The organism is Rhodospirillaceae bacterium (assembly GCA_002746255.1).
Taxonomy (GTDB): domain Bacteria; phylum Pseudomonadota; class Alphaproteobacteria.
Genome location: NVWO01000032.1, coordinates 1 through 26,845, shown reverse-complemented (window position 1 = coordinate 26,845; position 26,845 = coordinate 1). Strand labels below are relative to the sequence as shown.

Annotated in this window: 23 protein-coding genes and 1 pseudogene; 18 read left to right on the top strand and 6 right to left on the bottom strand. The window is 60.1% G+C overall.

Features of this window, described 5'->3' with window-relative positions; translation table 11 throughout:
* Positions 1 to 110 precede the first annotated feature (110 nt).
* Positions 111 to 1,064 carry a complex I NDUFA9 subunit family protein gene (locus tag COA65_10335; GenBank protein PCJ56692.1) on the top strand — a complete coding sequence of 318 codons (954 nt, stop codon included), beginning with the start codon at positions 111 to 113 and terminating at the stop codon, positions 1,062 to 1,064.
* A gap of 55 nt (positions 1,065 to 1,119) precedes the next feature.
* Here the strand turns inward: COA65_10335 and COA65_10330 are convergent, their stop codons facing one another.
* Positions 1,120 to 1,938 (bottom strand): undecaprenyl-diphosphate phosphatase, encoded by an 819-nt coding sequence (locus tag COA65_10330; GenBank protein PCJ56661.1) that lies wholly within the window; start codon positions 1,936 to 1,938, stop codon positions 1,120 to 1,122.
* 346 nt (positions 1,939 to 2,284) lie between these two features.
* On the opposite strand from COA65_10330, the gene COA65_10325 reads away from it, so the two are divergent.
* The 4 genes from COA65_10325 to COA65_10310 all read left to right on the top strand — a co-directional run bounded on the left by COA65_10325 (position 2,285) and on the right by COA65_10310 (position 9,967).
* Entirely contained in the window at positions 2,285 to 3,742 is a 1,458-nt protein-coding gene (locus COA65_10325; GenBank protein PCJ56660.1) for a dihydropyrimidine dehydrogenase, read from the top strand.
* A 1-nt stretch (position 3,743) separates the two neighbouring features.
* The gene (locus COA65_10320; GenBank protein PCJ56659.1) at positions 3,744 to 8,303 is read left to right on the top strand and encodes a glutamate synthase large subunit; all 4,560 of its coding nucleotides are present in this window, start codon (positions 3,744 to 3,746) and stop codon (positions 8,301 to 8,303) included.
* Between the two features lie 81 nt (positions 8,304 to 8,384).
* Positions 8,385 to 9,053, top strand: a complete 669-nt coding sequence (locus COA65_10315) for a glutathione S-transferase (protein ID PCJ56658.1) — start codon at positions 8,385 to 8,387, stop codon at positions 9,051 to 9,053.
* A 17-nt stretch (positions 9,054 to 9,070) separates the two neighbouring features.
* Positions 9,071 to 9,967 carry an NAD(P)-dependent oxidoreductase gene (locus tag COA65_10310; GenBank protein ID PCJ56657.1) on the top strand — a complete coding sequence of 299 codons (897 nt, stop codon included), beginning with the start codon at positions 9,071 to 9,073 and terminating at the stop codon, positions 9,965 to 9,967.
* On the opposite strand, the gene COA65_10305 is transcribed toward COA65_10310, so the two are convergent.
* Positions 9,932 to 10,708 (bottom strand): alpha/beta hydrolase, encoded by a 777-nt coding sequence (locus COA65_10305; GenBank protein PCJ56691.1) that lies wholly within the window; start codon positions 10,706 to 10,708, stop codon positions 9,932 to 9,934. The genes COA65_10310 and COA65_10305 overlap by 36 nt on opposite strands.
* 75 nt (positions 10,709 to 10,783) lie before the next feature.
* Here COA65_10305 and COA65_10300 point away from each other — a divergent pair, with 75 nt between their 5' ends.
* The 12 genes from COA65_10300 (at position 10,784) to COA65_10245 (ending at position 23,779) form a co-directional block, all read left to right on the top strand.
* Positions 10,784 to 11,959 (top strand): glycosyl transferase, encoded by a 1,176-nt coding sequence (locus tag COA65_10300; GenBank protein ID PCJ56656.1) that lies wholly within the window; start codon positions 10,784 to 10,786, stop codon positions 11,957 to 11,959.
* On the top strand, positions 11,956 to 12,927 hold the full coding sequence (locus COA65_10295) for an ADP-heptose--LPS heptosyltransferase (GenBank protein PCJ56655.1): 972 nt from the start codon (positions 11,956 to 11,958) through the stop codon (positions 12,925 to 12,927). The genes COA65_10300 and COA65_10295 overlap by 4 nt, the downstream gene beginning before the upstream one ends.
* A gap of 80 nt (positions 12,928 to 13,007) precedes the next feature.
* On the top strand, positions 13,008 to 14,921 hold the full coding sequence (locus COA65_10290; protein ID PCJ56654.1) for a threonine--tRNA ligase: 1,914 nt from the start codon (positions 13,008 to 13,010) through the stop codon (positions 14,919 to 14,921).
* A 75-nt stretch (positions 14,922 to 14,996) separates the two neighbouring features.
* Complete coding sequence (locus tag COA65_10285) at positions 14,997 to 15,533, top strand: translation initiation factor IF-3 (GenBank protein ID PCJ56653.1); 537 nt, start codon at positions 14,997 to 14,999, stop codon at positions 15,531 to 15,533.
* A 147-nt stretch (positions 15,534 to 15,680) separates the two neighbouring features.
* The gene (locus tag COA65_10280) at positions 15,681 to 15,881 is read left to right on the top strand and encodes a 50S ribosomal protein L35 (protein PCJ56652.1); all 201 of its coding nucleotides are present in this window, start codon (positions 15,681 to 15,683) and stop codon (positions 15,879 to 15,881) included.
* A 9-nt stretch (positions 15,882 to 15,890) separates the two neighbouring features.
* Positions 15,891 to 16,256, top strand: a complete 366-nt coding sequence (locus COA65_10275; protein ID PCJ56651.1) for a 50S ribosomal protein L20 — start codon at positions 15,891 to 15,893, stop codon at positions 16,254 to 16,256.
* Between the two features lie 99 nt (positions 16,257 to 16,355).
* Entirely contained in the window at positions 16,356 to 17,435 is a 1,080-nt protein-coding gene (locus tag COA65_10270; protein ID PCJ56650.1) for a phenylalanine--tRNA ligase subunit alpha, read from the top strand.
* Positions 17,432 to 19,837, top strand: a complete 2,406-nt coding sequence (locus COA65_10265) for a phenylalanine--tRNA ligase subunit beta (GenBank protein PCJ56649.1) — start codon at positions 17,432 to 17,434, stop codon at positions 19,835 to 19,837. The genes COA65_10270 and COA65_10265 overlap by 4 nt, the downstream gene beginning before the upstream one ends.
* A gap of 8 nt (positions 19,838 to 19,845) precedes the next feature.
* Entirely contained in the window at positions 19,846 to 20,988 is a 1,143-nt protein-coding gene (queG, locus tag COA65_10260; protein PCJ56648.1) for a tRNA epoxyqueuosine(34) reductase QueG, read from the top strand.
* 14 nt (positions 20,989 to 21,002) lie between these two features.
* Complete coding sequence (locus COA65_10255) at positions 21,003 to 22,031, top strand: tRNA preQ1(34) S-adenosylmethionine ribosyltransferase-isomerase QueA (protein PCJ56690.1); 1,029 nt, start codon at positions 21,003 to 21,005, stop codon at positions 22,029 to 22,031.
* Positions 22,031 to 23,146: a tRNA guanosine(34) transglycosylase Tgt gene (locus COA65_10250; GenBank protein ID PCJ56647.1), complete on the top strand. Its 1,116-nt coding sequence runs from the start codon at positions 22,031 to 22,033 to the stop codon at positions 23,144 to 23,146. Before COA65_10255 ends, COA65_10250 begins: the two co-directional genes overlap by 1 nt.
* A 171-nt stretch (positions 23,147 to 23,317) precedes the next feature.
* Positions 23,318 to 23,779 carry an NADPH-dependent 7-cyano-7-deazaguanine reductase QueF gene (locus COA65_10245; protein PCJ56689.1) on the top strand — a complete coding sequence of 154 codons (462 nt, stop codon included), beginning with the start codon at positions 23,318 to 23,320 and terminating at the stop codon, positions 23,777 to 23,779.
* Here COA65_10245 and queD read toward each other — a convergent pair.
* The 4 genes from queD to COA65_10225 form a co-directional block, all read right to left on the bottom strand.
* Complete coding sequence (gene queD, locus COA65_10240) at positions 23,776 to 24,165, bottom strand: 6-carboxytetrahydropterin synthase QueD (protein PCJ56646.1); 390 nt, start codon at positions 24,163 to 24,165, stop codon at positions 23,776 to 23,778. The two genes, COA65_10245 and queD, sit on opposite strands and share 4 nt — an antisense overlap.
* A 9-nt stretch (positions 24,166 to 24,174) precedes the next feature.
* Positions 24,175 to 24,816 carry a 7-carboxy-7-deazaguanine synthase gene (gene queE / locus COA65_10235; protein PCJ56645.1) on the bottom strand — a complete coding sequence of 214 codons (642 nt, stop codon included), beginning with the start codon at positions 24,814 to 24,816 and terminating at the stop codon, positions 24,175 to 24,177.
* Positions 24,813 to 25,535, bottom strand: coding sequence for a 7-cyano-7-deazaguanine synthase QueC (gene queC / locus COA65_10230; protein PCJ56688.1), 723 nt, complete (start codon positions 25,533 to 25,535; stop codon positions 24,813 to 24,815). The genes queE and queC overlap by 4 nt, the downstream gene beginning before the upstream one ends.
* Positions 25,536 to 25,596: 61 nt before the next feature.
* A complete protein-coding gene (locus COA65_10225) occupies positions 25,597 to 26,307 on the bottom strand; it encodes a hypothetical protein (protein PCJ56644.1) in 711 nt (236 codons plus the stop codon).
* A 235-nt stretch (positions 26,308 to 26,542) separates the two neighbouring features.
* On the opposite strand from COA65_10225, the pseudogene COA65_10220 reads away from it, so the two are divergent.
* Positions 26,543 to 26,824, top strand: a pseudogene (locus COA65_10220) (3-beta hydroxysteroid dehydrogenase).
* Positions 26,825 to 26,845: the final 21 nt, after the last annotated feature.

Sequence of the window (26,845 nt, the reverse complement as noted above, 5' to 3'; positions counted from 1 at the left end):
AGCGCTGGCGTTTGCCGCCGTTGCCTCGCGTGTTCATATATAATAGGTACGTGGCTGAAAAGAAAAGAAATGCGCCACAGGGCACTTTTTCCAAAGAACGGGATGGGTTTATGACAGTCGGGTTCAGAACAACACGCGTCATCACCGTTTTCGGCGGTTCCGGCTTTCTCGGTCGTTACGTCGTCAGGCGACTGGCGGCAAGCGGCGCACGCGTGCGCGTTGCCGTCCGCAACCCGGAAGCCGCCGCATTTCTGACGCCGCTTGGCGATGTCGGCCAGATCGTCCCCGTACAGGCAAACATACGCGACGACGCATCGGTGGCCCGCGCCGTCCAGGGCGCGGACGCCGTGATCAACCTCGTCGGCATCCTCTTTGAGCGTGGGCACCAGACCTTCCGCGCCGTCCATGTCGAAGGGGCCGAGCGCATTGCTGCGGCGGCCAGGGAAGCAAAAACGCCCACCCTCATACAGATTTCCTCCCTTGCCGCCGATCCAAAGGCGGCGTCGCACTATGCGCAAACGAAAGCGGCCGGCGAAACGGCGGTCCGCGCTGCCTTTCCAAAAGCCGTGCTGCTACGGCCGGGCGTTATTTTTGGAGCGGAGGACCTGTTTTTTAACCGTTTTGCGGCGATGGCCTGCCTCGCCCCCTTTCTTCCCCTGATCGGCGGCGGCAAGACACGCCTGCAGCCGGTCGCCGTCTGGGACGTCGCCGACGCGATTGCCTGCGCCCTGGACGGTCATGACGGCGAAATCATCGAACTTGGCGGGCCCGAAACCTATACCTTCCGGGCGTTGATGGAAGCGATCCTGAAAACCATCGAACGGCGGCGCGCGTTGCTACCTGTGCCCTTCGCGGTCGCGCGGCTGGCGGCATTTTTTCTGGAATTCCTGCCCGTACCGCCGCTTACGCGCGATCAAATCCGCCTGCTGGAAAACGACAACGTCGTCAGCCGGTCGGTGAAAGGCTTTGCCGATCTGGGAATTGCGCCGACGCCTCTTGAGATTGCGTTGCCGAACCAGCTTGCCCGTTTTCGCCCCGGTGGCGGCAAGACCCACCGCGCCTGAAACAACGGCTTGGAGCCGGCAGGTTTAAGACCGCTGGTTTCAGACAGGTTGCGGCTTAAAACAGGTCGCTCGGCAAAATTCCCCAATAAACAAAGGCCAGAAGGCCTGCGCCCAGCACCACCCGGTACAAGACAAAGGGCGTGAAATTGGCGCGCCGCAGCCACCGCATCATCAGGGAAATGGCCCCAAGCGCCGTAACAAAGGCGAGGGCGGCGCCGAGAAACGCATCCTGAGTCAGCTGCACATTCTCCATTTCATAAAGATGCATCCCTTCCAGGGTCCCGGCACCAAGGATTGCCGGAATGGCGAGAAGCAGCGAAAACCGCGCCGCTTCTTCACGCTCAAAGCCAAGCATCCGGGCCGCCGTCATCGTCACACCGGAACGGCTGGTGCCCGGTACCAGCGCACAGACCTGGGCCAGGCCGATGGCAAAGGCCCCGGCAAAACCCATATGTTCAACCCGGCGAACGCGAAGGCCAAAACGGTCGGCCAAGTAGAGCAAAACGCCAAAAACAAGGGTCGTCCAGCCGATGACCAGCGGGTCGCGGAAATGGACCACCTGATCGATCAGGAAATAGCCGGCCACCACCACCGGCAGCGTCGCCAAAATCACCTGCAGGCCAAGACGGGCACCCGCATCAACCGTGCCGCCAAAAGCCTGGCCCAGGCCCCGCGCCATCCGCCAGACATCCCGCCAGCAATAGACCAGCACCGCCGCCAGGGTACCGATATGAAGGGCAACGTCGATCAACAGCCCCTGGTCCGGCCAGCCCAACCCCTTGGAGGCCAGGATCAAATGGGCCTGGGAACTGATAGGAAGAAATTCAGTGATCCCCTGGACAAGGGAAAGCATGACGATATGCAATAAAATCAAGGCGATCTATCCCCCTTGTGACGCCGCATCACCATGAGGCATCCCCTGTCATCAAGATAGGCAAAAAGCTGCTCGCTTATGTTTCTTCCGAAAAATGGAAAAAATAGTCCTGTTTGTGTACTAAATTCTCCAATATACAGTGGGCCCCCGATGGTTTTACGTGTCATCCGGTAGATTTCCTTGCAGTAGGTAAATAATATTGACATAATTCGCCTTCCTCTTTTCAACCTTCGCACACCCATGGCCATGAGCGTCCCTCTATGGCCTTCGCGTCCCAGTGCCCATCCGCGCAAGCCCGGCCAGGGATTAAGCCATCGCAACACCAAAGGGACGGAGACCGCACCAAATGGCCCAACGCATGCTCAAATTTATCAACACGGCCCAACGCATGCCGGCCAAGCGGGAGGCCGATGATCGGCGGCATGATTTCCAGGAAATCTTCGGCCCCTATGATTCAGAAAAGGCCGTTGAACAGGCCGGGCGCTGCTCGCAATGCGGCGTGCCCTTCTGCCAGATCCACTGCCCGGTTTCGAACAACATTCCCGATTGGCTGAAACTGACCGCAGAGGGCCGGCTTGAGGAGGCATACGCGCTTTCCTCCGCGACCAACAACCTGCCCGAGATTTGCGGCCGCATCTGCCCCCAGGACCGGTTGTGTGAAGGCAATTGCGTCATCGAAAAGGGTTTCGGCTCCGTTACCATCGGCGCGGTCGAAAAACACATCACGGACACCGCCTTCGAGATGGGCCTCGTCAAACCGCCAGCGCCGAGGCTGGAGCGCAAGCAATCCGTCGGCATCATCGGCGGCGGGCCGGCCGGCCTTGCCGCTGCAGAACAATTGCGGCGCAAAGGGTATCAGGTGCATGTCTACGATCGTTACGACCGGATCGGGGGCCTGCTCGTATATGGCATTCCCAGTTTCAAACTTGAAAAATGGATTGTCGAACGGCGCGTCAAGCTTCTCGCCGAAGGCAAGATCGTGTTCCATTGCAATTTCGAGGTGGGCCGCGACGCCAGCCTCCCGGAGCTCCAACAGCGCCATGACGCAATCCTCATCGCAACGGGCGTCTACAAAGCACGCGACATCGCCCTTCCTGGCGCCGGCCTGGGTGGCGTCCAGCAGGCCCTCGATTATTTAACGGCCAGCAACCGCAAGGGACTTGGCGACAATGTGCCGCTTTTCGACGACGGCACGCTGAACGCCAGCGGCAAAAACATCGTCGTTATCGGCGGTGGCGATACGGCAATGGATTGCGTCCGCACAGCCATTCGCCAGGATGCCCAATCCGTAAAATGCCTCTATCGACGCGACCGCAAGAACATGCCCGGCTCCGAACGCGAAGTGCGACATGCCGAAGAAGAAGGCGTCGAATTCCTTTGGCTTTCGGCACCGGTGGCCTTCCTTGGCGACGACACCGTCGCCAGCGTCCGCGCCAGCCGCATGCATCTTGGCGATACGGACGCAACCGGGCGGCAAACGCCGCAACCGATCACCGGTTCGCAATTTTCCATGGACGCGGACATCGTCATCAAGGCCCTCGGCTTTGACCCTGAAGAAGTCCCCGCCCTTTTCGGTGCGCCGGAATTGGCAGTCAATCGCTGGGGCACGATCACCATCGATTACCGCACGATGATGACCAATCTCGAAAGTGTTTTTGCCGCTGGCGACATTGTCCGCGGCGCGTCGCTTGTCGTGTGGGGAATCCGCGACGGGCGCGATGCCGCCGAAAACATCGACGCCTATCTCCAGGCAAAAGCGGCGGGCGAAGACTGGCCCGCCAAGAAACTTGCGGCGAGCGCCTGAAATGAAGAAGGATCCGAGTTTGCAAAAAAAGAATTCCGGCCAACGCTTCGTTGACGCGTGGCGGACAAACGCAGCCCACCTTGAAGCTACAGGCCTTTACCGCGCCGATCAGGAGCACGATGCCTGTGGCGTCGGCATGGTTGCCTCCATTGATGGCAAGCCCCGGCGCAGCGTCGTCGAAGCGGGGATCAGCGCGCTCAAGGCCGTGTGGCACCGTGGTGCCGTCGATGCCGATGGCAAGACGGGGGATGGTGCCGGCATCCATGTCGAAATCTCTCAGGAATTTTTTAAAGAGCACATCGCGCGCACCGGTCACCGGCCGGAAAAGGGACGCCTTGCTGTTGGCATGGTCTTTCTTCCCAAAACCAGCCTGACCGCACAGGAAGCCTGCCGCGCCGTCGTCGAGGCCGAGATTCTGGCCTTCGGCTATCGCATCTATGGCTGGCGGCAGGTGCCGCTCGATGCCTCCGTCATCGGCGAAAAGTCGAACGCGGCACGCCCGGAAATCGAGCAGATCATGATCGCCAATTCGCGCGGCGTCGACACCGATCAGTTTGAGCTGGACCTCTATGTCATTCGCCGCAAGATCGAAAAGCGCGTGCTTGAGGAAGAGCATATCAACGACTTCTACTTCTGCTCGCTTTCCTGCCGCTCTATTATTTACAAAGGCATGTTCCTGGCCGAACAGCTAACAAATTTTTATCCGGACCTGCTCGACAAGCGCTTCATTTCGCGCTTTGCAATCTACCACCAGCGCTATTCGACAAACACGTTTCCAACCTGGCCGCTCGCACAGCCGTTTCGCATGCTTGCCCACAATGGCGAGATCAATACGCTACGCGGAAACATCAACTGGATGCGCGTTCACGAAGCGCGCATGAAATCCGATCGCTTCGCAGAACACATCGAAGCCCTCAAGCCAGTCGTCCCGCCAGGAAGCTCGGATTCGGCCGCGCTCGATGCCGTCTTTGAGCTGCTGGTTCGGTCCGGACGAACGGCGCCGCTCGCAAAAGTCGTGATGATTCCGGATTCGTGGTCGAACAAGACTATCCTGCCGCAAAAGCATCGGGAACTTTTCCATTACTGCAACTGCATCTCCGAACCATGGGACGGACCGGCAGCCGTCACCGCAACGGACGGGCGGTGGGTCATCGCCGGCATGGACCGCAACGGCCTTCGCCCGCTGCGCTACACGATTACCGGCGATGGTCTGCTTATCGTCGGTTCCGAGGCCGGCATGGTGTGGGCGGATGAATCCGAAGTTGTGGAAAAGGGACGCGTTGGCCCCGGCCAGATCATCGGCATCAATCTGGACGAGGGGCGCTTCTATCATGACCGCGAACTCCGCGACATGCTGGCAGCAGAACATCCCTACGGAAAGTGGCTAAAAAATATCATCAAATCCGACACCTTGGTCAAAAGCGCCGCGCCCGAGAAAAGCACCTACACACACGAGGCCCTGCGCACCCACCAGGCCGCGTTTGGCTTCACCCTGGAAGAAATCGAACTTCTGCTTCACCCCATGGCCGAAGACGCGAAGGAAGCGACCGGCTCCATGGGCGACGACGCCCCCCTTGCCGTGCTTTCCGATCACTATCGGGGCCTGCACCACTATTTCCGGCAGCGATTCAGCCAGGTCACCAACCCGCCGATCGACAGCCTGCGCGAGCGCCGGGTCATGGGGCTGAAGACGCGACTTGGCAATCTGGGAAATCTGCTCGAGGCAAACGAAGGACAAACCCGGCATCTGGAACTTGAATCGCCCGTCTTGTCCAACGCCGAGTTTGAAGCCGTCCGCGCCCACATGGGAAAGGACGCCATCGAAATCGACTGCACCTTCCCGATCAAGGACGGCGAAAACGCGCTTCAGAATGCGTTGACGCGCATCCGCCAGGAAACGGAAGATGCCGTGCGCGGCGGCATCGTTCATGTGATCCTGAGCGACCAGAATGTCGGGCCGGAACACGCCGCCATTCCGATGATTCTTGCCACCGGCGCCGTGCACACCCATCTCGTCAAGCAGCAGCTTCGCTCCTTCACGTCCCTGAACGTGCGATCCGGTGAATGCCTGGACGTTCATTATTTTGCCGTTTTGATTGGTGTTGGCGCAACCACGGTCAACGCCTACCTTGCCCTTGAAACGATCGCAGACCGGCACCGCCGGGGTCTGTTTGCAAACCGGACGCTGGAAGAATGCCTTGCCCGTTATACAACAGCGGTGGGCAACGGCCTTCTCAAAGTCATGTCGAAGATGGGTATCTCGGTCATCGCCTCGTACCGCGGCGGCTACAATTTCGAAGCGGTTGGCTTGTCGCGCGCGCTTGTCGCGGAATTTTTCCCCAGCATGACGTCACGCATTTCCGGCATCGGGCTTTCCGGCATCCAGGCAAAGGCCCTTTTCCTGCATCGCCGCGCCTATGAAGAAGAAACCGTTGCCCTTCCCATCGGCGGTTCCTACAGCGTTCGCCATGGTGGCGAGGCCCATGCCGTCACCGGCAATCTCATTCATGTGCTGCAAACGGCCGTCGCCACGGATTCCTACAGCACCTACAAGAAATACAGCGAGGGCCTGCGCCACCAGCCGCCCATTCAGTTGCGCGACCTTCTGGATTTCAAACCGATCGGACAATCGATCCCCGTCGAGGAAGTCGAATCGATCACAGACATTCGCAAACGCTTTGGAACCGGCAGCATGTCCCACGGTGCCCTCTCACGCGAAGCGCATGAAACCCTCGCCATCGCCATGAACCGGATCGGCGGCGCATCGTGCAGCGGCGAGGGTGGCGAAGACCCGGCGCGCGCACAATCACTGCCAAATGGCGACAATGCAAACTCCGTCATCAAACAGATCGCCTCGGCCCGCTTTGGCGTCACGGCAGAATATTTAAACAATTGCGACGAAATCGAAATCAAGATCGCCCAGGGCGCAAAACCGGGCGAAGGCGGGCAGCTTCCCGGCTTCAAGGTGACGGAAGAAATTGCCTTGCTGCGGCATTCAACCCCGGGCGTCACGCTGATCTCGCCACCGCCACATCATGACATCTATTCAATCGAAGATTTGGCGCAGCTCATCTACGACCTGAAACAGATCAATTCCCATGCCCGGGTTTGCGTGAAACTGGTGGCCGAGGACGGCATCGGCACGATTGCCGCCGGCGTCGCCAAGGCAAAAGCAGACGTCATCCTGATTTCCGGCCATTGCGGCGGCACCGGAGCCAGCCCGCAGACCAGCATCAAATATGCCGGCATCCCCTGGGAGATGGGGTTGAGCGAGGTGAACCAGGTGCTGACGCTCAACCGGTTGCGCCATCGCGTGCGCCTGCGCGCCGACGGCGGCATTCGCACCGGTCGCGACGTCGTCATTGCGGCCATGATGGGGGCGGAAGAATTTGGCGTCGGCACCACGTCCCTCATTGCGATGGGCTGCATCATGGTCCGCCAATGCCATAGCAACACCTGCCCGGTCGGCATCTGCACCCAGGATGAACGGCTTCGCAACAAATTCGAAGGCACCCCGGAAAAAATCGTCAATCTGTTCAGCTTTATTGCCGAAGAAGTGCGCGAAATTCTGGCCTCTCTCGGCATGCGCTCCCTTGAGGAAGTCGTCGGGCGCACGGATTTGCTTGCCCAGGTCAGCCGCGGCAGCGCCCATCTCGACGACCTGGACCTCAACCCCCTTCTCACCCAGCCAGACCCGGGCGAGTTTCCGCGCCACTGCTCGCTTAAAGGCCGCAACGAAGTGCCCGACACGCTGGATGCGCGCATGGTCCAGGATGCCCACGCGGCGCTGGAAAAATCGGGCAAGGTTCAGCTTGCCTACAACATTCGCAACACCCAGCGCGCCATCGGCACCCGGCTGTCCTCGATGATCACGCGGCGCTATGGCATGGCAGGTCTGGCCGAAGACCACATCACGGTGCGCATGCGCGGCACGGCGGGCCAGTCCCTCGGCGCTTTTGCCGTCAAGGGGCTGAAGCTCGAAGTGTTTGGCGATGCGAACGACTATGTCGGCAAGGGCCTTTCCGGCGGCACCATCGTCGTACGCCCACTTACCGCCTCGCCTCTGGTGACGAACGAGAACACGATCGTCGGCAACACAGTTCTCTACGGCGCCACCAGCGGTCGCTTGTTCGCCGCCGGCCAGGCGGGCGAACGCTTCGCCGTTCGCAACTCCGGCGCCGAAACAGTCATTGAGGGCTGCGGCTCAAACGGCTGCGAATACATGACCGGCGGCACCGTTGTTATTCTTGGTGGCGTCGGCGACAATTTTGCCGCCGGCATGACCGGCGGCATGGCTTTCATCTTCGATCAAGCGGGAAATTTATCGCATCACATCAACGACGAGATGGTCATTTACCAGCGGATCCAGACCACCCATTGGGAGGACGTCCTAAAACGCCTCATCGCCGATCATGTCCAGCAAACCCAGTCCCGGTTCGCCCAAGGCCTGCTGAACGACTGGGAACAGATCGCGCCGCATTTCTGGCAGATCGTGCCGAAGGAAATGCTGAACCGGCTTGACCATCCGATCACCCTGGAAGAAACCCAGGCCAGCGCCTGAGCCATAGCGGCCAGACACAGCCCGGCTGCGCCCATCACGCGGCCCTACCCATCGCGCATGCGCTTGCGGTAAGGTTCAGCCATGCGCACCCTTTACCACCTCTGGCTCTCGCCCTTCTCGAGAAAAACGCGCATCGCGTTGGCAGAGAAGAATCTGGAATTCACGATGCAGGTTGAGCGGGTCTGGGAGCGGCGGCGCACTTTCCTTGCCATGAACCCGGCGGGCCAGGTGCCGGTGCTGGTCGAAGAAGACGGCACCGCAATTGCGGACAGCGACGCGATTTGTGAATATCTGGACGAAGCCTATCCAGAGCCGCCGCTGATCGGCGAAACACCCATGGCGCGCGCCGAAGTGCGCAGGCTTTCCGCCTGGTTCGACACAAAATTCAATCGCGAAGTGACGGAAAATCTTGTCGGCGAGAAAGTCACCAAGCGGTTTCTTAATCTAGGCGAGCCGGACTCGAACGCCATCCGGGCAGGGCTGGTAAACGTCCATTACCACCTCGATTACATCACCTATTTGATGGACCGCCGCGACTGGCTTGCCGGCGACCGGTTTTCCCTGGCCGACATTGCCGCCGCAGCGCATCTTTCAACCATCGACTATCTGGGCGACGTCCCCTGGAAACAGCACAATCCGGCGAAGGACTGGTACGCGCGCGTCAAATCCCGGCCGTCCTTCCGTCCGCTGCTGGCCGATCACATCCCCGGCATCGAACCCCCGAAGCATTACGCGGACCCGGATTTCTGAGCGCGCCGCCGAATCCCATGCAAAACCAGAAGACTCCCGGCCTGAAAGACCACCTTTTCGGTTTCGGTTTCGGCTACAGCGCGCGCGCCCTTGCGGCCCGGCTTGCCGGAACCGCCTGGCGCATTCAGGGGACAACGCGCAAGGCCACCACCCCCGGCGAAAAAACCGGCATTCCTCTGCTGCCCTTCGATGGCGACGCGCCGCTGGCGAATGCCAACCACCATCTTGCCGATGTGACGCATCTTCTGCTCTCCGTGCCGCCGGATGCGAACGGCGATCCGGTGCTGCGCCACCATGAAAAGGTTTTAGGGGCCATCCCCGGGCTTCGCTGGATCGGCTATCTCTCGACGACCGGCGTTTATGGCGACCATGGCGGCGGCTGGGTGGACGAAGAAACACCGCTGCAACCGACGACGCCGCGAAGCGAATGGCGCGCCAATGCGGAGACGGCCTGGCTAGCCTTTGGCGCGGCCCATGCCTTGCCCGTTCATATTTTTCGTCTGGCCGGCATCTATGGGCCGGGGCGCAACGCGCTTGAAGTGCTCCGCGAAGGCCGGGCACGGCGCATCTGCAAACCGGGCCAGGTTTTTTCGCGCATTCACGTCGCCGATCTGGCCGAAACCCTGCGACGTTCCATGGACGCGCCCAGGGGTGGTCGCATCTACAATGTCTGCGACGACCGCCCGGCACCGCCACAAGACGTCATCGCCTTTGCGGCAAAACTTCTTGGCGTGACGCCGCCTCCAGAAATCGCCTTTGAAGACGCCGGTCTTTCTGAAATGGCGCGCAGCTTTTACACGGACAACAAACGCGTGGCAAATGCGCGCATCAAACGGGAACTGGGCGTCACCCTTCGCTACCCGAATTACGAGGCCGGCTTAAAGGCCCTGCTCGCCACCCTTCCCACCGGTTAGGGCCAGCAGGTTTTCAAGGGTCCGCTCCAGCCTTTGAAGGTCGGCCGGCGTAGACAGACGATGGTCGCCATCGGCCACAAAAATCGCCGTCGCGTCTTGCGATTGCAACGCACGCAACAATCGCAGCGAGGTTTCCCAGGGCACGTCTGCGTCCGCCATGCCATGAAGCAGCCGCACCGGACAGTGAAGCGGGATTGACCCGCGAAGCAGAAGATGTGTGCGCCCGTCTTCGACAAGTTTTTGCGTGATCCGGGTCGGCGCGTCGCCATAAGGGTTGACGATTTCAAGAACGCCGTCACGGGCCAGGGTGGCTTTTTCGACCGCGCCAAGCTTTGCCGCAATCAGATCTTCCGTAAAATCCGGCGCGGCGGCGATGCCAAGCAGGCCGGCCACGCGCTCCATGCGCGCGCATGCCGCCAGCAACATGATCCACCCCCCCATGCTGGACCCGACAAGCAGCTGCGGTCCCTCCGTCCGTTCGTCGAGAACGGCAAGGGTGTCCTGGGTCCAGCTGCCGATCGTCCCCGCGTCAAAAGCGCCGGAGGATTGCCCATGCCCCTGATAATCGAAGCGAAGATAGGCCTGGCCCCGGGCCTTGCAGAACGCTTCCAGCGCAAGGGCCTTGGTTCCCGCCATGTCAGAGCCGAACCCGCCGAGAAAAACGACACCGGGGCATTTCCCGGCCAGACGGTGATAGGCGATTGCCGCGCCGCCCGGACGTGGTAAAATTTCTGCGTTCATCATCGTTTTCTCGACTTTTGCCGCTGCATCAGGGATTAAGAAGCCCCCGTGGATTGCCCGTCAAGGAGCCTAGACATGCCCGATGCCAAAATCGGCAGCGCTGAAAATCGCACCCCGGTTGTTTTGCAGGTTCTCCCGGCCATGGTCACCGGTGGTGTCGAACGTGGTACCGTGGACATCGCCGCGTCCCTTGTCGAAGCGGGCTGGACGTCCCTTGTCGCGTCGGCCGGCGGTCCGATGGAACACGAAATCAGACGCACGGGCGCGACCCATTTAACCTTGCCTCTTGCCAGCAAGAACCCGTTCGTCATGCGTCAGAACGCCCACCGCCTGGCGGAACTGGTGCAGACCCATGGCGTCGATATCCTCCATGCACGCAGCCGGGCACCTGCGTGGAGCGCCGCGTTTGCCGCAAAAGAAACCCATTGCCATTTCGTGACGACCTTTCACGGCACCTATGGCGCGCAAAACTGGCTCAAGCGCCATTACAACGCCATCATGACGCGCGGCGAACGCGTGATCGCCATTTCCGAATTCATCGCCGGCCATATGCGCCGCATCTACGGCGTTGAGCCGTCCAAACTTCGTATCATCCCGCGCGGTGTCAAGATGGAGACGTTCGACCCCGCCCGGGTAAGCGCCGAGCGCATCATTCAGCTTTCCCGCCAATGGCAATTGCGGGACGACGCACCGGTCGTCCTGCTGCCCGGCAGGCTGACACGCTGGAAAGGACAAAATGTGCTCCTCGAAGCGCTTGCCCGCCTGGGCCGGAGAGACGTTCAATGCCGCCTGGTCGGCTCCGACCAGGGACGTGTCGGCTATCACCGGGAACTTGAGAAAAAAATCGGCACCCTTGGCCTTTCCGGCATCGTCAAGATCATCGAACACTGCAAAGACATGCCCGCCGCGTACATGCTGGCCGATGTCGTCGTCTCCGCCTCGACGGACCCCGAAGCCTTCGGCCGCATCGCTGCCGAGGCCCAGGCGATGGGAAGACCGGTGCTGGCAAGCGACCATGGCGGCGCGCGCGAAACAGTGCTGGCAAACGTGACCGGCCGGCTGACGCCGCCGGGGGACGCCGACGCGCTGGCGCTGGCACTTGACTGGGCGCTGGGTCTTACACCCGAAGACCGCAGCCGCCTGGCGGCAAACGCACGCGCCCATGTCGCACAGAATTTTACAAATGCGGCCATGTGCAAGGCGACCCTGGACGTCTATCGCGAAGTGCTGGCAGAAGACGCCGCGCCATGACGCCCAGCGGGGAGGGGGACGAAGCGGGCGAGGTGCCGGTGCTGGTCATCAAGCTTGGTGCCCTTGGCGATTTCCTGCAAGCGCTGGGGCCCTTCGCCGCCATCCGCCGCCACCATCCCAACGCCGCCATCACCCTGCTGACAACCGCCCCCTACGCCGAAATGGCCGAACGCTGCGGCTATTTCGACCAAATCTGGCTGGACGACCGGCCAAAATTTTTACAGATCCGCGCCTGGACGCACTTACGCAACCGCCTGCGAAGCGAAGGCTTCGCGCGGGTCTACGACCTGCAGACCTCGGACCGCAGCGGCTTTTATTTCCGCCTCTTCTTCCCCGGCCCCTATCCGCAATGGTCCGGCATCGCGTCGCGCGCGTCGCACCCCCATGCAAATCCCCGGCGCAATTTTCAGCACAGCATCGAGCGCCAGGCAGAACAATTGCACATGGCCGGCATCCCGGACGTGCCCGCCGCCAACATCGACTGGATGACGGCAGATGTGTCGCAGCTGCAACCGCCTTCCCCTTATGCCCTGCTGGTGCCGGGCGGTGCCCCCCACCGCCCCGAGAAACGCTGGCCAGCCAGCCATTATGGCGAACTGGCGCAGCAGCTGGTGGGCCGGGGCATTACGCCCGTTCTGCTTGGCACCCGGGCCGAGGCGGAAACCCTGTCCACCATCCAAAATGCCGCGCCCGAGGCGGTCAATCTGATGGGCGCGACCAACCTGTTTGAAATCGCGGCCCTTGCGCGCCACGCCGTCGCGGCCATCGGCAACGACACCGGGCCCATGCATTTGATCGCGATCACCGGCACACTGAGCGTCGTTCTCTTTTCCCAGGCGTCCAACCCGGCCCTTTGCGCGCCGCGTGGACGCCGGGTCACGATCTTGCGTGAACCGGCCCTCGCCACCCTCACCCCGGACGCGGTGCTTGACGCCCTTCACCTTGGGGAGGGCTCAGCCCTGCCTTGACACCGTTTCGAAAACTTCTACATTTTCGCGGACTTACGGAAAAATGATTTTCACATACCGTTCTCCAACCCGGCAGATCCATGGTTGCAATCACCCTTCCCGATAATTCCATTCAGACTCACGATGGCGCTGTAACCGGTCTTGAGATTGCCGCAACCATCGGCAAGGGCCTGGCGAAGGCTGCCGTCGCCATTCGCGTCAACGGCGAGATGTGGGACCTCGCGCGCACAATCGAGACGGATTGTGCGATCGCCATCGTCACGCGCGAGACGGAAGAGGGCCGCGCAATTCTTCGCCACGACGCCGCCCATGTCCTGGCCGAAGCGGTGAAAGAGCTGTATCCGGAAACGCAAGTCACGATCGGCCCGGCAATCGAAAACGGCTTCTATTACGATTTTGCGCGCAAAACCCCCTTTACGCCGGAAGATCTGGAAAAGATCGAAAAGCAGATGCACGCCATCGTCGCGCGCAACGATACGATCACGCGCGAAGTCTGGAATCGCGACAAGGCCATTGCCTTCTTTAAAGACATGGGCGAGCACTACAAAGCCGAAATCATCGAGGCCATTCCACCGGGTGATGACATCACGCTTTACCGCCAGGGCGATTTCATCGACCTTTGCCGGGGCCCGCATCTGCCCACGACCGGGAAACTGGGCAAGGGCTTCAAGCTGACGAAGCTTGCCGGTGCCTATTGGCGAGGCGATTCCAAAAACGCGATGCTTCAGCGCATCTACGGCACTGCCTGGGCCAATGAAAAGGAATTAAAAGCGCATCTCTTCCGGCTGGAAGAGGCGGCAAAGCGCGACCATCGCCGCCTTGGCCGAGAAATGGACCTCTTCCACATTCAGGAAGAAGCGGTGGGGTCGATCTTCTGGCACCCCGCCGGCTGGACTCTTTACCGGGAAATCGAAGCCTATATTCGCCGCCGCCTGGAACAGGCCGGCTATGTCGAAGTGCGAACGCCGGAACTGGTCGATCGCATCCTTTGGGAACAATCCGGCCATTGGGAAAAATTCCGCGAGCATATGTTCACGGCGCAATCAGAAGATCGCACCCTGGCGCTAAAACCAATGAATTGCCCCGGCCATGTCCAGATTTTCCGCCAAGGCCTGAAAAGCTATCGCGATTTGCCCCTGCGCATGGCGGAGTTCGGCTGTTGCCATCGAAACGAGCCTTCCGGCGCGCTGCACGGGCTGATGCGCGTACGCGCCTTTACCCAGGACGACGCGCATATCTTTTGCACACCGGACCAGATCACCGACGAAACCAAAGCCTTCTGCACCCTTCTTTTAAGTGTCTATAAGGATTTTGGCTTTGATGACGTCATCGTCAAATTTGCCGATCGGCCTGAAACTCGCGCCGGCAAAGATGAAACATGGGACGAAGCGGAATGCGCCTTGCGCACGGCGACCGAGGCAACCGGCCTCGATGTGAGCTTAAACCCAGGCGAAGGCGCCTTCTATGGGCCGAAGCTTGAATTCGTACTGCGCGATGCCATCGGCCGCGAGTGGCAATGCGGCACCTTACAGGTCGATTTCGTGCTGCCGGAACGTCTGGACGCCAGCTATATCGGCGAAGACGGCGGCAAACACCGTCCGGTCATGCTGCACCGGGCCATTCTTGGCTCCATCGAACGTTTCATCGGCGTGCTGATCGAACATTACGCCGGCCGCCTGCCCGTTTGGCTGGCACCCACCCAGGCAGTTGTCGCAACCATTACCAATGCAAGCGACGGATACGCCCGCGAAGTCTTAGGCGCGTTGAAAAAGGCAGGCCTGCGCGCCGAATTGGACATTCGCAACGAAAAAATCAACTACAAAGTGCGCGAACACAGCCTCGCGAAGGTGCCTTTCCTGCTCGCAGTCGGCGGGCGCGAGGCCGAAAACCGCACGGTTTCCGTGCGCCGTCTGGGCAGCAAGGCGCAAGAAAGCCTTGCCCTTGAGGAAGCAGTCGCTAGACTTGGCACCGAAGCAGCCGCCCCAGGCCTGTAAGGCAAGGCTGTGTACGGCGCAAATTTGTCGTTAACTTATTGAAACCTATACCGAAACAATAGTTGGAGACCCTTCATAGCTAGGCTCTATTCGCAAACGCCGCCGTCCCGAAGGGGCCCGCGGATCAACGAACAAATCAATACGCCGACGATACGCTTGATCGGAGCGGACGCAGAACAGGTTGGCGTTGTCTCTTTGGAAGACGGCCTCAGCGCTGCGGAAAATGCCGGCCTCGACCTTGTCGAGATTTCCCCGAACGCCGATCCGCCCGTCTGCAAAATCCTCGATTACGGCAAGCTCAAATATCAAGAGAGCAAAAAACGCGCCGAAGCGAAGAAAAAGCAGAAGGTCATCGAGGTAAAGGAGATCAAGCTGCGCCCCGGCATCGAGACTCACGATTACGACGTGAAGCTGCGCCGGGCGACGACCTTCCTTGGCGAGGGAAACAAGGTCAAGGTAACGCTGCGTTTCCGGGGCCGGGAAATGGCCCATCAGGATTTGGGCATGAAGGTTCTCATGCGTGTCCGCGATGACGTCGAAGCCCTCGGCAAGATCGAGCAGTTTCCACGGATGGAAGGCCGCCTGATGACCATGGTGCTAACCCCGAAATAAGGCCTCGCCCCGCGCCTGGCCGCCTTTTTTTATCCCCGACCGCTTGCCATTTCAGGGTACGTTCGCTATAACCCTCGCTGCTTTCGAGCGGTAGAGGCGTAAGGGCATGCCTGGCCGCTCTGGACACCTGGATTGAAGGATAGGGAAATGCCCAAGCTGAAGACGAAAAGCAGCATCAAGCGCCGCTTCCGGATGACCGCCAAAGGCAAGGTTATTATGAACCCGTCGGGCAAGCGGCACGGAATGCGCAAACGCTCCACAAAAATGAAACGCCAGGCACGACGCACGACCTATTTGTCGAGCTCGGATGCCGCCATTGTCAAAACTTTCATGCCCTACAGCAGATAAGGATAGACAATGGCACGCGTAAAAAGAGGCGTTACCACCCACGCCCGTCACAAAAAAGTTCTTGCTCGCGCCGCCGGCTATCGCGGCCGGGGGAAGTCGAGTTTCCGGGTAGCAATTGAGCGGGTCGAAAAGGGCCTGCAATATGCCTATCGCGACCGGCGGAACAGGAAACGTAGTTTCCGCGCCCTCTGGATCCAGCGGATCAATGCGGGTGCGCGCGAACACGGGCTTAGCTATTCGCAGTTTATAAACGGACTCAAAAAAGCGGGCATCGAAATGGACCGCAAGGTGCTGTCCGATCTTGCCATCCACGATCCATCCGCCTTCAAGGAAGTGGTTGGACGTGCGCAAAAGGCCCTCGGCACCACCCCATAACCCCGGTCCCGGGCCGACAATGAAATTTCAAGAAAGGGGCTTGCAACCGTAAGCCCCTTTCTTTTTCCTTAGACCAAGGCAAAAGACCAAGGCAAACGGATGACGGATTTTAAATCCCTGCGCATGGAATTGCTGGACGGCATCGAGGACGTAAAAGACCTCGACAGCCTGGAACGCCTGCGTGTCGCCGCCCTTGGCAAGAAAGGCAAAATCACCGCCGGCATGAAAGCGTTGGGCAGCCTTGACCCAGACGAACGCCGCGCGCAAGGCGCCGCACTCAACGCCCTTAAAGAAGAAATTGCCCAGGCGATTGCCGAACGCACCCGCTTTTTCAAGAATCTGGCCTTAAACACCCGCCTGCTTGAAGAGCGACTCGACATGACGCTGCCCGCCCGGCCAGAGGCCAATGGCCGCATCCATCCCATCAGCCAAACCATGGACGAACTGCTTCAGATTTTCGGCGCCATGGGGTTTGACGTGGCCGAGGGACCGGATGTCGAAGATGACTTTCATAATTTTGCCGCCCTCAACATTCCTCCCGAACATCCGGCGCGGCAAATGCACGACACCTTCTATTTTCCGCCCGGCACGGACGGTGAGCGCAAACTGCTGCGCACGCATACCTCCCCGGTCCAGATCCGCACGATGCAGACAACGACGCCGCCGATCCGGATCATCGCGCCCGGGCGCACCTACCGGCGCGATTCCGACATCACCCACACGCCGATGTTTCACCAGATCGAAGGCCTGGTCATCGACCGCAAGACGCATATGGGCCATTTGAAAGGCTGCCTCATCGAATTCTGCCGCATTTTCTTCGAGCTCGACAACCTGCCGTTACGCTTTCGGCCAAGCTTCTTTCCTTTCACCGAGCCGTCGGCAGAAGTTGATATCGGGTGCGAACGCCGCAAGGACGACATCCGCGTCGGTGCCGGTGCCGACTGGCTTGAAATTCTTGGCTGCGGCATGGTCCATCCGAAGGTTCTGGAAAATTGCGGCATCGATTCGAACGAATATCAGGGCTTTGCGTTCGGCCTCGGCGTTGAACGGGTCGCCATGCTGAAATATGGCATTCCCGATTTGCGGACCTTTTTCGATGCCGACCTCCGCTGGCTTCACCATTACGGCTTCCTGCCCATGGACGTACCAAACATGGGTGAAGGAGGCGGCGGCCGATGAAATTCACCCTGGGCTGGCTCAAGGAATATCTCGAAACGGACGCCGATCTTGTCACCATCACCGACAAGCTGACGGCGCTTGGCCTTGAAACGGAAGACGTCATCGACCCGGCGCGCGCCCTTGGCGACTTTCTCGTCGCTGAAATTCTAAGCGCGACGAAACATCCCGATGCCGACCGTTTGCAAATTTGCCAGGTCACGACCGGCGACAAGGAACACACCATCGTTTGCGGCGCGCCGAACGCACACGCAGGCATGAAGGGCGTGCTGGCCCTGCCGGGTGCAATCCTTCCAGCCAGCGGCGAGCGTCTTCGCAAAGGCAAAATCCGTGGTGTCACCAGCGAAGGCATGCTGTGTTCAACGGCGGAGCTCAACCTTGGCGAAGATCATGGCGGCATCATTGAATTGCCAAAGGACGCCAAAATCGGTGGCCCTGCCGCCGCAGCCCTTGGCCTCGACGATCCGGTGATCCATCTGGGCCTGACACCGAACCGGGGCGATTGCCTGGGCGTACGCGGCATCGCGCGCGATCTGGCCGCCGCCGGGATTGGCCGTCTGAAGCCCTGGCAGGAAGCCCCCATTTCCGGCCAATTCAAAAGCCCCATCGATGTGGCTTTTGCTTTTTCAAAGGACGCCCAGAACGCCTGCCCGCATTTCACCGGGCGCTATATCAAAGGCGTCAAAAACGGCCCCAGCCCGGACTGGCTGGCCCGCCGCCTGATTGCCATTGGCCTGCGGCCCGTCTCGGCCTTGGTTGATGTGACGAATTTGATGACCGTCGGGCTTGGCCGCCCCATGCATGTGTTCGATGCCGATGCCGTGCAGGGCAACCTCACCATCCGCCTCGCGCGCACAGGGGAAAGCCTGCGCGCCCTTGACGGTGGCGATTACAATCTTGACCCTGAAATCTGCGTCGTCGCCGATGAAAAAGACGTCTTGAGCCTGGCCGGCATCGTCGGCGGCATCGCGTCCGGCTGCACCGACGAAACGACGAACGTGTTTCTCGAATCGGCCATCTTCGATCCACTGCGCACCGCCATGACGGGCCGCCGGCTTAACGTCGATACCGATTCCCGTCACCGCTTCGAACGCGGCGTCGATTCCGCCATGGTTGCGCCATGCCTGGAAATGGCGACGCGACTGATCCTCGAAATTTGCGGCGGCCAGGCCAGCGAATGCGTCACCGCCGGGGCAGAAGTCCCCCGCGATGTAAGCGTTCCCTTTCGCCCTTTCCGCGTGGCGTCCCTTGGCGGCGTCGATGTGCCGGAACCACAGGCCTTGAACATTCTCAAATGCCTTGGCTTTGAAAGTCAGAAAAAGGGCGATGGGTTTCAAATCCACGTTCCCAGTTGGCGAAACGACGTGCATTGCGAAGCGGACCTCGTCGAAGAGGTGTTGCGCGTCCATGGCTATGATGCGATCCCGTCGATCCCCCTTGCGCCCGACCCGGCCCTTCCGCGCACCGACGCCAGCGCACCGGCCCGGCGGCGTGTGCAATTTCTCCGCCGAAGCCTTGCCGCACGCGGCATGGTCGAAGCCGTCACCTGGTCGTTTCTTGCCCGGGGCGAGGCGGACGCCTTTGGTGGCAAGGAGGCCCTTGCCCTTGAAAATCCGATCAGTGCCGAGCTGGACCGTTTGCGGCCATCGATCCTTCCCAATCTAATCCTGGCGGCGGGACGCAACGCCGACCGCGGCATGGCCGATCTCGCTTTGTTTGAAATCGGTGCCCAATATGCCGGGCTGGAAGCCGCCGACCAGTCCCTGATGGCGTCTGGTATTCGGACCGGCCAGACGGGGCCGCGCCACTGGGGTCAGACCGCACGCAAAATCGATGCCTTCGACGCCAAGGCCGACGCGCTGGCAGCCCTGGCCACCGCCGGGGTAAAAATTGAGGGCTTGGAAACGCTCTGTGAAGGACCACCCTGGTATCACCCGGGCCGGGTGGGCACGTTGCGTCTGGGTCCAAAAAACATTCTCGCCACGTTCGGCGAAATCCACCCGGCCGTGCTTGAACAGCTGGACGTGCAAGGCCCCATCGTCGGCTTTGAAGTTTTTCTGGATCGCGTGCCCATGCCAAAAGCCGCCGCCACTGCGCGCCGGTCGGCCCTGAACGCCTCGCCCTTTCAGGCGGTCGAACGCGACTTCGCCTTTGTCGTCAAGGAAAGCGTTGCCGCAGGTACGGTGCTGCGCGCCGTGAAAAAGGCGGCACCGCAATGGATTGCCGAGGCGACAGTCTTTGACGTGTATCAGGGAAAAGGCGTCGCAGAGGGAAGCAAATCGCTGGCCATTTCCGTCCGCCTGCAACCCCGGGACAAGACGTTGACGGATGAAGAGATCGCCGCCATCGCCGAAAAGATTGTCACCGCCGTGAAGAAGGCAACCGGGGCCGAGCTTCGCCAATAGAGGCTGCCATGGCAAAAAGCGACGGGCCAGGCGGGCAACCAGCCGCCACCATCACCACAGAAATTGAAGAAAAGGCGCGCGCCCTTGGCTTTGACGCGGTGGGGTTTCTTGAGGCCACCACGGAACCCGTACGCAGTCGCAACCTCCGGCATTTTCTTGAAAAAGGGCATCACGGCGACATGGCGTGGCTGGCCCGCGAGCCGGAACGCCGCGCCAATCCAACGGCCCTTTGGCGCGACGCGCGCGGCGTCATTGTTCTGGGCATGAATTATGCGCCCGCCGACGCCCCGCTTGCCAATCTTGCCCACGGCGACATTGGCAATATCAGCGTCTATGCCCGGGGCGCGGATTACCACAAATTCATCAAGAAGCAGCTGAAACAGCTGGCCGGGTGGCTCGCAACCAATTTCGATTGCGAGGTCAAAGTCTTTGTCGATACGGCGCCGGTGATGGAAAAACCCCTGGCCGAAAAAGGCGGCCTCGGCTGGCAGGGAAAACACAGCAACCTTGTTTCAAAACAATTCGGTTCCTGGCTTTTCCTGGGTGAAATCCTGACCACCCTGTCCTTTCCACAAGCGATGCCGGAACGCGACTCTTGCGGCACCTGCCAGGCCTGCCTGACCGCCTGCCCGACAAATGCCTTTCCAAGGCCCTATGAACTGGACGCGCGACGCTGCATTTCCTATCTGACGATTGAACACAAAGGCATCATCCCGCACGAATTCCGCGAAGCGATGGGAAATCGGATTTACGGCTGCGACGATTGCCTGGCCGTTTGCCCGTGGAACAAATTCGCCCGCCAGACAAAAACACTGGCCTTTCTGCCCCGGACCGATCTGATGGCACCAAAGCTTGTCGAATTGGCGGCTCTGGACGAGGCCGCCTTCCGTCAGCACTTTTCCGGGACGCCAATCAAACGCGGCGGATGGGTGCGCTTTTTGCGCAACGTTTTGATCGCCCTTGGAAATTCCGGTGATGCCAAAAGCATCCCCGCCGTCGAACGCCACCTTGCCAACGCCGAGCCTCTCGCGCGCGGCATGGCCGTCTGGGCCCTTGGCAGGCTTTTGGACGCGAAACGCTTTGCCGAAGCCCGCGCACGCCACGCGGCCGGTGAAACGGACGCGAACGTGCGTATGGAGTGGGACCTTTGAAAGAAACCGACCGCCTGGACCATTACGATTTTGACCTGCCGCGCGAGCGAATAGCCGAACGACCGATCTCGCCCCGCGATCACGCACGCCTGCTTGTCGTTGGCGAGCCGAAGCGCGATTGCACGATGATGGATTTGCCCGACCTTCTCGAACCGGGCGATCTTCTTGTTTTCAACGACACCCGGGTCATCCCGACGCGGCTTTTCGGCCAGCGGAAAACCGGCAAAGTAGAGGTGACGCTCCACAAAGCGCTGGCGCCCGACCGTTGGCTGGCCTTTGCCAAACCAGCGCGGAAATTAAAGGCCGGCGACCGGCTAGACTTTGCCGAAGGTCTTTCCGCAACGATCATAGAAAAACGCGAGGGCGGCGAGATTTGCCTGCAACTGAGCCATGGCGACGCCGAACTGATGGCCATTTTGGAGCGGATCGGACGGCTGCCCCTGCCGCCGTACCTTCGCCGCACCCAGGGGCCGGATGCCCAGGACCGCGAAGATTATCAGACGATCTTTGCTAAAATCCCCGGTGCTGTGGCGGCACCAACCGCCGGGCTGCATTACACCGAACGCCTGTTGGCTGCGCTGGCCGCGCGCGGCGTGCGCAAGACGACCCTGACGCTGCATGTCGGTGCTGGCACCTTTCTGCCTGTGACCACCGACAATCTGGCCGAGCATCAAATCCACAGCGAATGGGGCACCCTTTCTCAGGCCACCATTGATGCCATTGCCGAAACGCGCGCGCGCGGCGGGTGCATCATTCCGGTGGGGACGACGTCGCTGCGGCTTCTTGAATCGGCCGCCGCCCCGGATGGAAGCTTGCGCCCCTATACGGGCGAAACGTCTCTTTTCATCAAGCCGGGCTATAAATTCCGGGTGGCGGATCTTTTGCTCACAAATTTTCACCTTCCACGCTCGACCCTTTTTGTGCTCGTTTGCGCCTTTGCTGGCAGAACCCGCATGGGGGAAGCCTACGCGCATGCGATCGCTGAAAAATATCGCTTCTTTTCCTATGGAGATTGTTCGTTGCTGATGCCGGAGACGAAATAATGCGGTTTGAAATCCTGGCCGAATCGGGAAAGGGCCGCTGTGGCATCCTCGAAACCGCCCATGGCGAAATCCACACGCCCGCCTTCATGCCCGTTGGCACCGCGGCCACCGTCAAAGCCATGACGCCGGAGATGGTACGCGCCAGTGGCGCCGAAGTCCTGCTTGGCAACACCTATCATCTGATGTTGCGGCCGGGGGCCGAGCGGATTGCCCGGCTTGGCGGATTGCATCGCTTCATGAACTGGGACGGCCCGATCCTGACGGATTCCGGCGGTTTTCAGGTATGGTCGCTGGCCAAACTGCGGAAGATCGAAGAGGAAGGCGTCCGCTTTCAGTCCCATCTTGACGGCGCGCGCGTGCAGCTTACGCCGGAACGCGCCATTGAAATCCAGCACCTTCTCGATGCCGATATTTCGATGGTGCTTGACGAATGCACGACATGGCCGACGACGGCAGAAGACGCCGAAAAATCGATGCAGCTTTCCATGCGCTGGGCGGAACGCTCGAAAGCAGCCTTTGTTAAACGCGACGGCTATGGCGTTTTTGGAATCGTCCAGGGAAGTGTCTTTCCCGATTTGCGGATTGCATCGGCCAAACGGCTTGGGGAAATCGGGTTCGACGGCTACGCCATCGGTGGCCTTTCCGTCGGCGAAGCACGCAAACAGACCGCCGAAGTTCTAAACGTCACCGTGCCGCAACTGCCAAAGGACAAACCCCATTACCTGATGGGCGTCGGCACGCCGGAAGATATAGTGGCCGCCGTGGCAAGCGGCGTCGATCTATTCGATTGCGTACTGCCCACCCGTTCCGGGCGCACCGGCCAGGCCTTCACGCACACCGGCAAGGTCAATATACGCAATGCCTGCCACGCCGAGGACGCAAGCCCCCTTGACCCGGCCTGCCACTGCCCGACCTGCCAAGGCTATTCGCGCGCCTATCTTCACCACCTGACGAAGGCCGGTGAAATTCTGGGAGCGATCCTGTTGACGTCGCATAATCTGCATTATTACCAGAGCGTTATGGCCGACCTTCGCGAGGCAATCCAAGAAAACCGCCTCAACGCCTTTGCCGAACGCTTTCTTAAGCCCGACGACGAAGGAAAACCGGGCCTCTGAGCCATGACGTAGAACACCCAGGTATTCATAGGCGTTTATTCCTATCATTTCATGGCCAAGATTCCGTTAACCCAATCAAGGCGATAGCCGGACATCCTCAAGCGTCTTTGGGCCTATCCAAAATAACGCGATGGGGTGCTATGGTTTTGCAGACAAATGAAAAGGCTCGATATGGTAAAAACCCCGAACGCACTCACCCAGCTGGGCAAGAAGACCGCCATCCCGGCGTCCCCAGAGAAAGCGCGGCTGGAAAGCCTCCCCAATCCGAACCCCACCACTGCCTGTCTTGTCCGTTTCACCTGCCCGGAATTTACAACCCTTTGCCCGATCACCGGCCAGCCGGATTTTGCCCATTTCGTCATCGATTACGTGCCGGCAAAACGCCTGATCGAGAGCAAGTCGCTGAAACTTTACCTGGCGTCCTTCCGCAACGAAGGCTGCTTTCACGAAGCCTGCACGCTGGCCATCGCCAAAAAACTGGAAGACGCGGCAAAGCCCAAATGGCTTCGCATCGCCGGCTATTGGTTCCCGCGCGGCGGCATTCCAATCGATGTTTTTTATCAATCCGGGCCACCGCCGAAAGAAATCTGGCTGCCGGAACCGGGCGTTTCCCCCTATCGCGGGCGCGGCTAGACGCTGCCGTCGTTCCCCCCGATAGACGGCCCCGGCCCCCGATAGACGGCCCCGGCCGTGCACGTCTCACGCAAAATCACCTGGGCCAGACCGGAAAGCTTCGGCTTTAACCGCTCCCAGATCCAGCGCGCAATCACTTCACTGGTCGGATTTTCAAGACCATCAATCTCGTTCAGGTAATGGTGGTCGAGGACCGCGTGAAGGGGTGCGAAGGCCGCTTCGAGTTCGGAAAAATCCATAACCCAGCCGGTTTTGGCACCCGGTACACCGGCGATGCGAAGCTCAACCCGAAAGGAATGGCCGTGCAAGCGTTCACATTTATGGCCCTTGGGCACGTTCGGCAAATGATGGGCCGCTTCGAAGGTAAAGGTCTTGTAGATTTCCATCGTTGTCCTCTATGGCAGGCCAAGTAATTTGTGCGCCTGCAGACTTAAACGCCATTTCGGGTGTGCCAGGCAATAATCCCTGGCGGCGGCGGTGTGCCGGTCCTTCCCTGGTGCGTCCAGAGGCTGCAGAAAAAAATGTTTGAAATCAAGCGGCTCAAAGGCTTCCGGCGCAATGCCTGCCTGGGGATAGACCAGCTTCAATTCGTCCCCCCGGGTCACTTTCAAAGATGCCCCGGCCTTCGGACTGACGCAAAGCCAGTCGATGCCGTCCGGCGGTGTCTGGGTGCCGTTTGTCTCAACGGCGATCCGGAATGCTTCCCCATGCAGCGCCGCCACAAGGGCGGCATCGAGCTGCAGCAATGGCTCGCCGCCCGTGCAAACGACAAGGGGTTCCGAGCGGCCATCACAGGCCTTGTCCCACTTGGCGCGCACGGCGCGCGCAAGGCTGCCCGCATCCGAAAAACGCCCGCCACCAACGCCGTCCATGCCGACAAAATCCGTGTCGCAAAATCGGCAGATGGCGGTGGCCCGATCCGCTTCCAGACCCGACCACAGATTGCAGCCGGTAAAGCGCAGAAAAACGGCGGCGCGACCGATTTGCGCGCCTTCACCCTGAAGGGTCGCGTAAATTTCTTTTACCGCATAGGTCATCCCGCCGTGACCGGATCTGCGTAACGCGTCGGGTCATCAATCCCGGCATCCCCAAACCCCTTGCGGCGCAAATGACAGGAATCGCAATGGCCACACGCGATCCCCACGCCGCCCTGGTTGTCCGGGGCCGGGTCGTAGCAGCTGAGCGTCAGCCCGTAATCGATGCCAAGCGCCATGCCCTGGGTCACGATGTCGGCCTTTGTGCAATCAATCAGCGGCGTGCGAATGGAAACCGCGCCCCCCTCGACCCCGGCCTTTGTCGCCAGCGCCGCCATGCGTTCAAAGGCCGCGATAAATTCGGGGCGGCAATCGGGATAGCCGCTGTAATCCAGCGCATTGACGCCGATAAAGATGGCCCTGGCACCCAGAACTTCCGCCCAGGCAAGGGCGAAGGAAAGGAAGATCGTGTTGCGCGCCGGCACATAGGTCACCGGGATTTCCGCCGCCATTTTCTTCATGTCCCGGTCCTTCGGCACAGCGATGTCGTCGGTCAATGCCGAGCCGCCAAACAGCCGCAGGTCGATTTCCTGAATTTTATGTGCCGTCGCACCAAGCCGGGCGGCAATTTTCTTCGCCGCCGCAATTTCAAGGCCATGGCGCTGGCCATAGCGAAGGGAAAGCGCATAGACGTCAAAACCGTCCGCGATCGCCAGCGCCAGCGTTGTCGCCGAATCGATGCCGCCGCTTAACAGAACGACCGCCCTGGGCTTCGTTTTCATTGCCGTTTTCGCCCGATCTCTGGCCGCATCCACGGCCAGAGCATGAAATCAGAGGGTTTTTCTAACGCCGATCGCCGAAGAGCCGCAGCATCATCAGGAAAAGGTTGATGAAATCGAGATAGAGGCTGAGCGCCCCCATCAACGCCTTCTTGCCGGCAAGTTCGCTGGCATCGGCCTCGTTGTACGCGCGCTTGATCTTCTGGGTGTCATAGGCGGTCAGACCAACAAAGATCAGAACCCCGATCACCGAAATGATGAAACTCATCATCGAGCTTTGGACGAACATGTTTACAACCGAGGCAATGATAATGCCGATCAACCCCATGAACAGAAAGGAGCCGAGACCGGTCAAATCCCGCTTCGTCGTATAGCCATAGAGACTCATGGCGGCAAAGGTGCCGGCTGAGATGAAGAAGACGCGCGCAATGCTCTCGCCGGTATAAATGACAAAGATCGAGGCCAGCGACATGCCCATGACACCGGCAAAACTCCAGAACAGGATCTGGGCGGTGCCGTACTGGAAACGATGAATGCCGAAGCTGAGCGCGAGAACGAAGCCGAGCGGCGCCAGCATGACGACCCACATGAGCGGCGTTCCGAAAATTGCGTCAAAAAAGGCTGGGGTGCTGGCAACGGCAAAGGCGATCACCCCGGTCAGCAGCAGCCCGCCCGCCATATAATTGTAGACGCGAAGCATATGACGCCGAAGTCCTTCGTCGATCACACCCATCGCAGCGCCGGTCTGCATCCGCTGTTCTTCCTGCCAAGCCATGCCTTTTCTCGTCCTCCGTCTCTTAAAATCCGTTTGCTGCCCCCATATTGGCACGACAGCCCCGCAAATCAAGAGTCTGACATCAAAACCCGTCCTTATTGGGCGATATAGCCACCGTTTCCCAAAGCAGGCGGAGCTTGCCTCTTGACTCCCTGTGGAGACCACCCGACCCTTATCGGCTATCGGCGCGCTCAGCAAAAAAACGCACACACAGCCTTCAGGGGAGGGAACACACATGGGACGCCTTTCTGGAAAAGTCGCGCTTGTTACGGGCGGCGCATTGGGCATGGGCAAGGCGACGAGCCTGCTTTTCGCAAGAGAAGGCGCAAACGTCGTCGTAACAGACATCAAGGAAGTTGAAGGCAAGGCCGTTGTTAAAGCGATCAAGCAGGCGGGCGGCGAAGCCATCTTTCTCAAACAGGACGTCACTAAAGAAAGCGAGTGGAAGGCCGTTGTCGACAGCGCCATCGGTGAATTCGGCAAGGTCGATGTGCTCGTCAACAATGCCGGTATCCTGCTTTTGAAAGGCTGTCGGGAT

Coding starts and splice junctions, on each gene's coding strand:
- queG (PCJ56648.1), top strand. CDS start 19,846: ATGGCAAAAAGCGACGGGCCAGGCGGGCAACCAGCCGCCACCATCACC.
- COA65_10320 (PCJ56659.1), top strand. CDS start 3,744: ATGAAGAAGGATCCGAGTTTGCAAAAAAAGAATTCCGGCCAACGCTTC.
- COA65_10325 (PCJ56660.1), top strand. CDS start 2,285: ATGGCCCAACGCATGCTCAAATTTATCAACACGGCCCAACGCATGCCG.
- COA65_10310 (PCJ56657.1), top strand. CDS start 9,071: ATGCAAAACCAGAAGACTCCCGGCCTGAAAGACCACCTTTTCGGTTTC.
- COA65_10280 (PCJ56652.1), top strand. CDS start 15,681: ATGCCCAAGCTGAAGACGAAAAGCAGCATCAAGCGCCGCTTCCGGATG.
- COA65_10265 (PCJ56649.1), top strand. CDS start 17,432: ATGAAATTCACCCTGGGCTGGCTCAAGGAATATCTCGAAACGGACGCC.
- COA65_10270 (PCJ56650.1), top strand. CDS start 16,356: ATGACGGATTTTAAATCCCTGCGCATGGAATTGCTGGACGGCATCGAG.
- COA65_10245 (PCJ56689.1), top strand. CDS start 23,318: ATGGTAAAAACCCCGAACGCACTCACCCAGCTGGGCAAGAAGACCGCC.
- COA65_10315 (PCJ56658.1), top strand. CDS start 8,385: ATGCGCACCCTTTACCACCTCTGGCTCTCGCCCTTCTCGAGAAAAACG.
- queD (PCJ56646.1), bottom strand. CDS start 24,165: ATGGAAATCTACAAGACCTTTACCTTCGAAGCGGCCCATCATTTGCCG.
- queC (PCJ56688.1), bottom strand. CDS start 25,535: ATGAAAACGAAGCCCAGGGCGGTCGTTCTGTTAAGCGGCGGCATCGAT.
- COA65_10305 (PCJ56691.1), bottom strand. CDS start 10,708: ATGAACGCAGAAATTTTACCACGTCCGGGCGGCGCGGCAATCGCCTAT.
- queE (PCJ56645.1), bottom strand. CDS start 24,816: ATGACCTATGCGGTAAAAGAAATTTACGCGACCCTTCAGGGTGAAGGC.
- COA65_10290 (PCJ56654.1), top strand. CDS start 13,008: ATGGTTGCAATCACCCTTCCCGATAATTCCATTCAGACTCACGATGGC.
- COA65_10300 (PCJ56656.1), top strand. CDS start 10,784: ATGCCCGATGCCAAAATCGGCAGCGCTGAAAATCGCACCCCGGTTGTT.
- COA65_10225 (PCJ56644.1), bottom strand. CDS start 26,307: ATGGCTTGGCAGGAAGAACAGCGGATGCAGACCGGCGCTGCGATGGGT.
- COA65_10335 (PCJ56692.1), top strand. CDS start 111: ATGACAGTCGGGTTCAGAACAACACGCGTCATCACCGTTTTCGGCGGT.
- COA65_10275 (PCJ56651.1), top strand. CDS start 15,891: ATGGCACGCGTAAAAAGAGGCGTTACCACCCACGCCCGTCACAAAAAA.
- COA65_10250 (PCJ56647.1), top strand. CDS start 22,031: ATGCGGTTTGAAATCCTGGCCGAATCGGGAAAGGGCCGCTGTGGCATC.
- COA65_10295 (PCJ56655.1), top strand. CDS start 11,956: ATGACGCCCAGCGGGGAGGGGGACGAAGCGGGCGAGGTGCCGGTGCTG.